Here is a 9,824-nt window from a genome sequence, read left to right as displayed (position 1 = left end):
CACCTGGCCCTCCCAGGCCTGGCGGGTGAAGACGCCGGGCACGCTGGCGTCGGTGGTGAACAGGGCCTGGGCGTCGGTGTCGCCGACCAGTTGGTGCAGGCTCAAGGCCGGGTAGTGATTGGCGGCGTCATTGAGCAGTTGTTGGTACAGGTTGGCCTCGGCGTTGCGTTGGCCCAGTTGGCCGAGCAGGATTTGCCTGACTTGTGCGACCAGCCGCGCGTCGGTGTCGATACGCCAAGCCGGGGTTTCAGCCAGGTGTTCGGCGTAAAACTGCCACAGATTGGGCGACAGGGTTTGCCAGAGGCCTGGTGCTATTCCTGCGCGGGAGGGCTCCACTTTGCTCAGGGTTTTAACCAGAAGACTGGCGTCGGTTTTGTCTGGCCGAGTCATCATCAGGTAGGCCTTGAGCTGGTCGTAGGCATCGCGGGCGCGTTCGGCGCGCTCGGGATTGTCCGGCGCCAGCTTGATCAGCGCGGTGAGCTGCTGGCGTAAAGCGGCGGCGGCCGGGTCGCGGATCAGGCGGTTGTTGGCTTCGACGTAGCGTGGCCACAAGGTTTCAAGCAGAGCTGGGGTTTGATTCAGGCCGAAGCGCTGGTACCACGTCGCACCGTGTTCGGCGCGGTAATCCAGGCGCGCCAGTTCGCGCATCAGATCGTTGAGTGCGCTGAGTTGCTCGTCGCTACTGCCCGACTGCTGCAATGCCTCCAACGAACTTTGCACCTGGGCGATTTGCGCACGGTTGCTGACAAACGACAGCAACAATCCTGCGCCCCATAACGTCGCCAAACCCAACACCAGCGCATAGCCAACGCGCGGCACGCTCCAGCCCAGCCGGCGGCCACTGGTGTTATCGCCGAGTACGCCGTGCCACACCGGGGCAACCGACCACTCATGTTGTTGATCATGCGGCGAGCGCTGTACCCGCAGGCTGAACCACAACCCACGCAACGGCACACCATGAGCAAAATCGCTGCCCAGCGGCGCCAGCGTATGACGCCAGCGGGCGATGCCTTCGCTCTTTAAATCGCGGGACAGGCGTAGCAGGAAGTCATGCTTCATCACACCGTTCATCTGCGCCAAGCCTTCGCGGCGCAAAGGCTCTAGCAAGCGCGTCAGGGCGGTTTCCAATGCCGCCGCCGTGAAGCGCTCGGGCAACCGGCAGCCCACCGGCTGCGCCTTGCGAGAGTCCTGCACCCATGCACTGTCGCAGACCTGCCAGAGGTACAACGGCAACTGCCAGTGCAAGTCACGGGCAAGGCGCTGCACCTGGCGTACACCTTTACCCATCGCGACATCGTCGGCGGCCTGGGTTTTGTTCAACGCCCAAACCACCCCGTCCAGCGCACGCCAGCGGCTCAGCCCACTCCAGCGTTTAGGGAATGATTGATCCAGCGCGGCCTGGGCACTGCCCCCCCACAGCAGGACCGTGCCTTGGCCCTCGAACCATTGCTGATCGGCCAGAGTGGGGGCGATGGCTTCGATTTCGGTGGGTTCGCCGATGACGAGAAGCAGGCGGGTTTTGCGGCGCCAGAAGTAGCCGTAGGCGTCGTGTAGGTGCTCGCGCAGCTCTGACAGGTGAGCAATCGGTTGGCGAGGCAAAACCATCTGTGAGTCTGCCGGGGGATAGACCTTATCCGCCCGCCCCTGCTCGCGGTGGTTTTGTCGTTTGAGATGCACTAACAACCGTGGTGCCAGAAAGCCCACCATTGCAATGGTGATAATCAGCAGAAAAACCAACAGCTTGTGGTGATTCTCAGCTAGCCCGACCTGATCGCCATAACGCCAGATCACCCAGCCCAGCGCGGCTAGCAGCGTAATGATCCACACGGCTGCCCCCGCGCGGCGCCATGAGTTACTCCAAACGTTCATGCCAACTCTCCCGTGGTAATAGTGCTCATCCAGTGCTGGGATTCTTCTCGTGCCAATACCAACAAAGGCTCGCGCTGATGCCGGGCTATTTCCACACCCAGCGCAGTTACTAGCCAGTGACCTAGCGGGCCCGATAGCCCGCACAGACATTCCTGAGTCCACTGCTGCTCCGCCTTGAGCGAAGCACCATGGGCGGCTGCTACGGCAAGTATTTTTCCGGTCAGTGGCTGCCAGTCGGTGGCGTCGGCCAACATGCCGGCTGCTCGGCAAGCGCTCACTTGGGTTTGCAGAAACAACGGTAATTCGCTGTCCAGCGCATCGATATCCAATGGCATTGGCCGCAACAAACCAGCCGTGATCGGTAGCTCCAAGACGATTGCCAGGCTGTCCGGGCATAGCAGCAAGGCGGCAAGCCCGTCGGAGTACGAGTCATCACCGTGCACCTGGAGCACCAGAATCAACTCAATGGCTGCGGTGGCGGCCTTCAACGTTTCATCGATCCACCAGTACGACAATTCGCTAGCCAAGGTGAGCGTTGCGGGTAGCGGTCCGCTCATCGTGATGGTCCAGGTCTGCTTCCAGGCATCGCGCAAGGCTTCATATTCGCTGGGATCGACATCGCTCAGCAGGGTGACGAGCAGTTCCTGCCCCGTCGGTAACGCATGCAGTGCCGGCACCAATGCCTGAATCAACATCTGCAATCCGGCTTGAGCACGCTCCGGCCCTACAGGCAAAGCCGCAATACGCCGTGCTTGCCCTCTGCGGGGAGGCAAATCAAAGGAACCCTGAGTTAATACACTCGCAGACACCTGATCAGGCAGCAGCACACAACTGGCAGACACTGCCAGGTAGCGCTGCGCCCAACCCTGCCAGGAACGCTGCGCACTTTGCGCCTCCTCCTCCAGAAACTGGCAATGGCTCAACGCAGTCCCATAGGCATGGGCACGCGCAGCGAACGCCAGGATCCAGACCACCAATGGCGAAGCGGACAATGCCCAAATGTTGAGCGTACTCAGTAACGGCATCCGTTCGGAGGCATGCAGCAAAAACAGCAGCACGCAGACCAGCACCGCCATGAGTGCAGCCAATAGCCAACGACCCAGCACCGGCGGTTTTGGAGCGTCCACCACATGAGGTGCCTGACGATCCCAGCCCATGACTAACCCACCCCACAATCGGGAGCGCTGGAAATCACCTGGCAATCGCACTCACTGCGGCAGCCGTTGACCACCATCGCCCGATCACCCTCAGACCAGTCCGGGCAGCCATCGACAATCTTGTTGACGCCATGCCCCGGCAGCGGGCAACTAACTTCGTCTCCGACCAGTGCTACTCGCTTGCCATTTACGATCATCGTGGATGAGGCCGATATCACTTCTCCACCGTGGGTGGTTTTATCACCCAATAAAACAAATCCTTGTGACATATATAAAATTTTCCAAAACTCGCCCATTGAAAAACAGGCTTCCATAAAAATGATCAAAATATTCGTTAGAGGATTGATTTCGACCAATAAAAATTAGTTCGCCCCAAAAACGCACTACCTTTTAGCTGGCCAGCGCCCAATCGCTACGTAAACTTTCGCGGACAATTCAGCTCGCCGTTGTCAGCCTCTAATGCACTCCCAAGAGTCAACGTGTCGAAAACAAAAGAAAAAGGTAAATCGATAATAGCTAACGGAATAATCAGTCCATTACTCCCTTTGATCAGTGTCCAATCAGTCGCTGCATGAAAATCCAGCTGAACGCCTTGATAAGGGCAAGTCGGGCCATTCATAACTGCAGCCCCTATTGCCGCACAGCCCGAATGCAGTCCGGCAACAAGCCCTAAAAACCCGAACTTTAAGCGCTTCGCACAACCACTTCCCTGACTAACCCTCACAATGTTTTTAAAGCGAGAATGGCCAGCACACGCAATTAAATTCAAATAAACCATCGCAAACACCCAATATAAATACATGACTAAGTTTTATCTAAGGCTCACGTTAGCCGACATCAGGGATAAAACATTAAGCGTTAATCGTAAGGCCTGAACAGAAGGAAACATGCGATTCATCGAGCCTTCTCCGCAGTCAGACGAATGGATTGCAGTTTCTTGAAGCTTGGGTCACGACCATCAGCCACCACGCTGCCATCGGGGTAGATATAGCGGGTATAACCCTCGCCCTGCACCTTTGGCTCCACCGAATACAATGCATAGTTGGCATGCAGCAGCGGTTCGAAAGTCACCCTCCTAGCGTCGGAGGCCCGATAATACAAATAGATTTCACCCTCACCGAATAGCCACGCGCGCGTTTCCTGTCGACCAATGAATTGCTCGTTAACCAAAGGGTAATAGTCTTTACTGATCAGCACGTCACCGTTGACTTCTATCGTTGGCTGAAAAGCAGAACGTTGTTGTGGCAGATGCTTATCGAACATCACGATCACCCCGCCCCCAGGGCCCGCTTTAACATTCTCGCCAAAGTGCGTTGTATTGGCGTAGGTGACGCCAAAAGTCACATTACTCAGTTGCCACTGGCATCGGCTACCGCCATTGATAGGCAACTTGGCCTCATATAGGCCGCTCTGACCCTGCTGTTGCGGTTGAACCGTAGTGGACAAGTAACCGTCCTCTTCATAAGTGGTCCAGTCTGGCCCGGATCGTTTGATCGGGCATTTCTCCGAGCGGTACATCACCTGCATGGGTTCCGCCGTGAGGTTCTGCGGGACCTTCACCACGACGCTGACCTGTTCCCCGCCCGGTGGCGGTGCCAAGGTCCGGTTCTGGGCGCAACCGTTTAGGCAGAGCAGCAGCAACAAAGCGCCGCTCATGGGGCTTAGGCGAATATTCATAGGCTGTGTTCCTCCGTGATCGCTAGCAGTGCGTCGGGAAACTCGACGGTTATCGCACCTGGGTAACGGGAGGGAATGGGTTGGCTGTACCCCCCCGCTTTCCTCGACTGCCTGGTAGTTCACGTGTTGCACTGGACCCTGCGCAGGGCGGATCAGAATGTTCATGGTTTTATGTGTTCCCTTATGGCTAATGTGTTGGGTGGCTATCGCACCCCGATGCGTAGATTCAGGCTTGGGTGATCTCGATCATCACGCCGAACTCTCGCTCTCGGCAGAAACGCTGCAGGGCTTCAGGGCCGCCTTCCAGGTCTTGAGTCATGCGCAAGGCCATGGGTAACAACTTCTGCAAGGCAAGGAACTGCTCGTTGCGGTGCTTTTCCGCTTCGGGGACGCCCAACCCATGCATCTGCGTCTCGAACTTCGCCCGTTGCGCCTTGCGCTCCAGTGGCCGTTCGGGATCGCTCAACTCCAGCAACTGGTTGTGCAAGAAGGGTAAGTAGGCAGCGACCATCGAGTGATCCATCGGGTTACTGCGGCGAGTGCTACGTTCAGGATTAGTGTGTGACGGAAAGAACCGCGTCAGGCTTTCCCGGCTCATCGAGCGAATGAGGGCCTTCTGCTCTTCACAGGCGAAGCGGCTGAACTCATCGCTCAGGCTGGGCACCAGGTAGAGGCGGGCTCGGTGCGGCAAACGCTTAAGAATGGTGGTGTGGTAAGGCGCGCCCAGGCCTTCTCTACTCCGCTCGACGGGGTTATTTGAGGCCCGCGACTCCACATGCTGGTCAGCGCGGTAGAACATGGCGATTTGGCCGTGATGCCAGTAGGGGTCGCCAAAGCGCACCAGTTTGCCGGCCACCAGTTCACCCACGGACCAGATGTAGCCTAGGTCGTGGCCCAGCGGCCCCAGGGCATCGTAAAGCCAGTTATCCAGTTCCGCCTCGGGTGGCACGCTGGTGATGGTGTCGGCGTCGTTGACATGGCGAAAGTGGGTCACCGTTTTCAGGCGCTCCAGTGCCTTGGCCGTGAAGGTACGGGGCATACCGTAGGTGTAGAGCAGGGGGTTGCGATCTTTCAGCTCGGCGGAGTGGATCAGAGCCAGGGCGCCGCCCAGGCTATGGCCGCAAATGAACAGTTTTCTATTAGCTAACGCTTTCTGAATGTCATCAAAGCGTTGAGAAAACAGCTTCTTAGCCACCTCAAACGCATGCAAAAACCCATAGTGCACACTGCCGACATCCGTCAAAGGCGTACACGCAGACTTCAAGTCGCAGCCGCTGCCATCGGCTGGCATAGGGCGGTACAGCACATCCGTCAGCCAGTCCTTGGGTTCCTGTGTCCCGCGCCAGGCCACAACCACTTGAGTCTGGTTGATGCAATAGAACAACTGGGTGTTTTCGATGATGAGCCGCGGAATCTCGGAGGTGCCCGACGGGCGCTTGGCCTCCAGCGAATCCAGCATAACCGCCGTGGTGTAGCGCTGGTTGAAGGGGACGTCTACCACCAGTGCTGGCAGACGCGTCCCTCCGGAGTCAATCATCACCGGCGTGCGCGACAGGTCCAGGCACTGACGTAAAAAGAACTCCTCCACCGAGCCTGAGACGGTACTGGGATCGGTGCCCGGTCGTTGCTTCAACATGTTCTGGGCGACAATGCTGTAGGACAGGTTGGCCATCAGCCCAAGGTTATAGGCATTGGCCATGCTGTATTCGGGTTGGTGATGCAGAACCAAAGACCAGGCACGGAAGGAGCAAACTTCCAACACGTGACGGCGATTCAGCGCTTCGTACTCAACGGTGAAACCGCTGAATGCCGGGTCCGGGAAGTGAAAGGCCGGAGGCCGCTTAGGGTCCTCCAAAGGCGGATCAAGGGTCGGTAATCGGTCGCATAACTGACCGATACGCAGGTAGTGGTAGCAGTGACCTGCCGCGTGGGCCTGCTTCTCGACGGGCGAGAAACCCGAATGCTGCGGACCATACAGCGGGGTCCGATCTCCGATTACGGGCCGAGGCGGTTCGGCACGCAGGGCACGCAAGCGACGGGTTTGCAGCAGCTCGGCCAAAGGATCGGCCTGCACTTTCAGGGTGATGGGAATCGGGTGCAGCCCCTCAATACGGATCACGCCCTGAGCATCGCTGAGCCCCGCACATTCGGGGAAGCACCTCTCCCGGATGGCGTCGTTGATCGCCTGATAGGGCATGTTCGCCAGGGGCGCACCCTGCTCGTCCAGCAACTGGAGTTCGATCCAATGCTGTTTCTGTTCCCCTCCGATGAAGTCCTTGCTCGGATTGAGGGTATCCGTGCGGTGCATTGGATCGTTCATATAACCCCTTAAAAATTTATATTCTCTGAGCAATTACCCGATCAATTGAGTCAATCGGGGTAACCGACCCCACACTTCACAACACGCCACCTCGGCCTAAAAACCCATTAATAAAAATGAATATCCTGAATAATAAAAAAACAAATAACCGCTACTCCGACTACTCAATCAAAACAATACCTGGTCGCGACTTATACCCGGCAACACTTAAAGTTCTAAAATTCGCATTACCCCTCACTTTTGACCCTTTCGATTTCAGCCTTTAGCTCGGCCCACACTTTTGCACTAACAATCCGTATCAATCGCCCCATCACACCAGATAGACATTTACCGATCACCCCCTGCTCGATCCTCTTCTTGACCAAGGACTCAATATCAGCCACCAACTGCTCCTTATCGAAATACCAGCAAACAGGTGGCACTGGCGCCAGCATATTACTGATGCATACCGGAGCCACTCTCTCAAACAAAGCAAACTCAACCTCCTCAACAGAGTAATTCTTTGCCACCCCTGCAATGTGTTTGTAGTCAACATTGGCATCTACAAATAAATCAGAGAGTGCAGCCCAGAGTTGACGCTGATCTAATTGATTTTCCATTTAGTAAACTTTTCTATTTCATCGTCGAGGGAGTCCGCTAATTTCGAGGCCGCCCAGCCAGAGGCAACCCCGCCCGCCAGCATTAAACCGATTGCACAAAACGGCGCGCCGGGCCCGCACACGGTAGAGACGGCAAAACTCGCCAAGGTAGTTCCTGCAAAACCACCGCTTATCGTAATACCCTGCTTGATCAACTCTTTCTGCTTATTCTCTGCATTCGCGATCTCGTAGGTTGCATAAGCGACCGTCACGACAATCAAAACCTTACCAGAGATTTTTAACACTCGATTTAAAGTATTAAATCCCGTGTTAGGCCTCGCCGAAGACTCTACGATTTCGTAATACATGGCATTTTTTTGCTCAGCATTGAGCGCCGCAAAGTTTTTACCAAATTTTTTGCCGGCTTTCTCGTCCAATAGCTTTTCTAAATCCGGAGAAACAACCTTCCTTTTCTCTGCAATAGCCCGTCCGGGCATTGAGGTTTTCTGCCTAGTTTCCGCCATGATTTTATTTCGTGCTTCGTAGCAGAATTCCGCAGCCTCCTTTATTGACACTTTTCCCGCATTGACTTGCGCCAATACCTGCGCCTTGACTCGCTTGACATTGCTGTTGTAGTTATCACGCTGTTTTGCATCTTTTATAAAACCCGAAGAGAACTTGAGCGCTGCACCCTCAAAACTTTCAAGAGCGCCCTCCAAAGTATCATCGTCAACCTGATGATCTTGTCGAGCCATATAGTTTTGGTAAAAAGTATCCATATTATTTACTCCCCCAACTCTCGTAGCAGTTTGTCTGCGGTGCTAGGTAAGTCTTCTTGATGCTCCGGGCATTGCACCTCGAACTTGACGCAAGAATTACCCGTAAAAGAATAAAAACTTACTTTGTTTTCACCATCAAACTCGCCCTCCAACACCTCGCCATCATCCATGGTCGCGGTGCATTTTATGCCTTGATAATTTGATTTCGACGGGGCAGAAAAGCTGATCCACTTTTCAGTCCCTGGCAGCTCGATTTTCAAGTTCCCCGGCAGCGCGGTATGAACGCTCATCGTCTTGCCATGCTTGTCGGTTACTCCATTGAATACTTCACCTTGCTGAGTGGTTATCCGGTAGCGGCTGAATCGCAACGCTGCCTGGGCTGCGTCTTTCACGGTGTAGCTAGCCGCGTAACCCGTCGGCAACGGTGACGCTGGAGTATTGAGACTGGTGCTGCCAAACTTTTTTACATCGGTAGCTTTTAGGTAGATGTTGCCAGGCGCTCCCAGCTCTATATCGCCGTCCTTTAAACGGATATAGGCACCGCCACAGTTGAGCACCAGTTCTTGCGGGGCCTTGATTTCTATACGGCCTTCGACGCTTTCGATCTTAACGTCGGTCTTTGCCAACACATGGAGGTTACTGCCCTGAGCGTGCAGTTCAACTTTGCCTTGAGCCGCCTTGAGTTGCAGGTCGCCACGTTGCGCAAATACGCTCACACCACCTTCAGCGGTTGCGGTGATGTCGTGCCCGGCGCTGATGTCCGTGTTACGTGCGGCCATAATGCCCACGCTCTCCCCTCCGGAAGACAGGCATACGGCTTTAGGACTGAGTACGCCGATACCCGACGGTGCATGTAGCAATACTCCCGGTTGTGCCAATCCCTTGAGTGCCTGAAGTAACTCTAGTTGGCTGTCGGTATCGCTAGACGGCACTCCAGCACTGTGAGCAGCCTGTGCCAGGGAGCGCGCCAGAGATAGCGCGCTTTTCAGTTGCTCAATGGCAGCCACCATGTCGAGTTGTTCACCCCGAGCCCGGTTCTGTTCGTCCGCACTGATAAACAAACCTTTCCCCCCACGAATCGCACCCCACCCATCAGTGCGCAACTCAAACCCTTCCCCACGCTTTTGTTTCGCAGCATCCACCAAATGCCCCAGGTTCAACTGACTCTTACCGCTGTGCTCAGTACTGACCTTGATATGCTCCTGCCCCCGCGTGTCATCCATGCGCAGCTTGTTATTCGCCGGAGTACGCAGCACGTTGCGTTTGTAATTGCGCAAAGTCACATGATCAACGTGTTGGCTGTCATGCAACGCGTGCGCGATGTAAGGCCGGTCCGGGTCGCCCTGTTCAAAGGCGATGGCGACTTCGGTGCCGGGAATCAACGGCAGGTGCAGGCCGTGGGTATCCCCGGCGTAGGGTCGGGCCAGGCGTAGCCAGAGGCTTT

9 protein-coding genes are annotated in these 9,824 nt (G+C 55.9%); all 9 read right to left on the bottom strand.

Features of this window, described 5'->3' with window-relative positions; translation table 11 throughout:
- Positions 1-1,605, bottom strand: a 1,605-nt coding sequence (locus L9Z73_RS18340; RefSeq protein ID WP_247403710.1) for an ImcF-related family protein, incomplete at its 3' end; no start/stop codon positions are given.
- 260 nt (positions 1,606-1,865) lie between these two features.
- Positions 1,866-3,026, bottom strand: coding sequence for a hypothetical protein (locus L9Z73_RS18335; RefSeq protein ID WP_247403707.1), 1,161 nt, complete (start codon positions 3,024-3,026; stop codon positions 1,866-1,868).
- 2 nt (positions 3,027-3,028) lie between these two features.
- On the bottom strand, positions 3,029-3,382 hold the full coding sequence (locus tag L9Z73_RS18330; RefSeq protein WP_247403704.1) for a PAAR domain-containing protein: 354 nt from the start codon (positions 3,380-3,382) through the stop codon (positions 3,029-3,031).
- A gap of 56 nt (positions 3,383-3,438) precedes the next feature.
- Positions 3,439-3,804: a YceK/YidQ family lipoprotein gene (locus tag L9Z73_RS18325; RefSeq protein ID WP_247403701.1), complete on the bottom strand. Its 366-nt coding sequence runs from the start codon at positions 3,802-3,804 to the stop codon at positions 3,439-3,441.
- A 116-nt stretch (positions 3,805-3,920) separates the two neighbouring features.
- Positions 3,921-4,703, bottom strand: coding sequence for a hypothetical protein (locus L9Z73_RS18320; protein WP_247403698.1), 783 nt, complete (start codon positions 4,701-4,703; stop codon positions 3,921-3,923).
- A 226-nt stretch (positions 4,704-4,929) separates the two neighbouring features.
- Positions 4,930-7,023 carry a lipase family protein gene (locus L9Z73_RS18315; RefSeq protein ID WP_247403695.1) on the bottom strand — a complete coding sequence of 698 codons (2,094 nt, stop codon included), beginning with the start codon at positions 7,021-7,023 and terminating at the stop codon, positions 4,930-4,932.
- A 227-nt stretch (positions 7,024-7,250) separates the two neighbouring features.
- Positions 7,251-7,622 (bottom strand): DUF7079 family protein, encoded by a 372-nt coding sequence (locus tag L9Z73_RS18310; protein ID WP_247403693.1) that lies wholly within the window; start codon positions 7,620-7,622, stop codon positions 7,251-7,253.
- On the bottom strand, positions 7,607-8,380 hold the full coding sequence (locus L9Z73_RS18305; protein ID WP_247403691.1) for a hypothetical protein: 774 nt from the start codon (positions 8,378-8,380) through the stop codon (positions 7,607-7,609). Before L9Z73_RS18305 ends, L9Z73_RS18310 begins: the two co-directional genes overlap by 16 nt.
- 5 nt (positions 8,381-8,385) lie before the next feature.
- Positions 8,386-9,824: DUF2345 domain-containing protein (locus L9Z73_RS18300; RefSeq protein ID WP_247403690.1), on the bottom strand; the 1,439-nt coding region annotated here is incomplete at its 5' end.

It is taken from the genome of Pseudomonas emilianonis (assembly GCF_023072625.1).
Lineage (GTDB): Bacteria > Pseudomonadota > Gammaproteobacteria > Pseudomonadales > Pseudomonadaceae > Aquipseudomonas > Aquipseudomonas paraveronii.
This window is presented reverse-complemented; position numbering and strand designations above follow the sequence as displayed.

Excerpts from the sequence above, each read along its gene's own strand:
- L9Z73_RS18335 (WP_247403707.1), bottom strand. The coding sequence starts at position 3,026 with ATGGGCTGGGATCGTCAGGCACCTCATGTGGTGGACGCTCCAAAACCG.
- L9Z73_RS18325 (WP_247403701.1), bottom strand. The coding sequence starts at position 3,804 with ATGGTTTATTTGAATTTAATTGCGTGTGCTGGCCATTCTCGCTTTAAA.
- L9Z73_RS18320 (WP_247403698.1), bottom strand. The coding sequence starts at position 4,703 with ATGAATATTCGCCTAAGCCCCATGAGCGGCGCTTTGTTGCTGCTGCTC.
- L9Z73_RS18315 (WP_247403695.1), bottom strand. The coding sequence starts at position 7,023 with ATGAACGATCCAATGCACCGCACGGATACCCTCAATCCGAGCAAGGAC.
- L9Z73_RS18310 (WP_247403693.1), bottom strand. The coding sequence starts at position 7,622 with ATGGAAAATCAATTAGATCAGCGTCAACTCTGGGCTGCACTCTCTGAT.
- L9Z73_RS18305 (WP_247403691.1), bottom strand. The coding sequence starts at position 8,380 with ATGGATACTTTTTACCAAAACTATATGGCTCGACAAGATCATCAGGTT.